This is a genomic window from Serratia sp. A07, assembly GCF_058725505.1.
Genome location: NZ_JBZXDO010000254.1, coordinates 1 through 531 on the forward strand (window position 1 = coordinate 1; position 531 = coordinate 531).

Annotated in this window: 1 protein-coding gene; it reads left to right on the top strand. The window is 66.5% G+C overall.

The features are described 5' to 3' along the window. Window positions 1-42 precede the first annotated feature (42 nt). On the top strand, window positions 43-303 hold the full coding sequence (locus AC4PR2_RS29595; protein ID WP_492176138.1) for a hypothetical protein: 261 nt from the start codon (window positions 43-45) through the stop codon (window positions 301-303). Window positions 304-531 lie beyond the last annotated feature (228 nt).

The window sequence follows — 531 nt, forward strand, 5'->3', positions numbered from 1 at the left end:
TCTGGCGCACGGCGTAAGCCGTCAACGATAAGGAGAGCAGAAATGACCCGACGACCCCAAACCGTCGACGACCTGGACGAGTACCAGCGCACGGTGCTTGCCGGGATGATTGCCCGGCGCGAGCTCGAGGTGGGCTTCCGGCTGTCGGCGTTACAGCGCGCGGCGGTGCTCAAGGCGTACCTGGCGCAGCTGGGCGATGCCCCCACCCCCCGTCGCCCGCGAACGACCGGTTCGACCCTGCCGGAGGTGGCCGACTATCACTGGCATCCGCCGACACCGGCGCGCCGCCTGCGCGGGCGCTGACCCCCTCGCCTGCCTGACCTGCAGGTCTGCACATTGCTTCACGGCGTCATGAACACCGGCCCTTGCCGGCGACGCCCGCCCGTGCCGGTTTTGCCGCGCGCGTAACCGGTTGCCGCTTGCTGGCAACGGGGAAAGTTTGGTATCGTGAAAGCAGTGTGTGTTCAATGGTCGTTCACGCCAGAAGGTGAACAGGATTGGGCAAGGCCCAGACGCAAAAACCCCCGGATT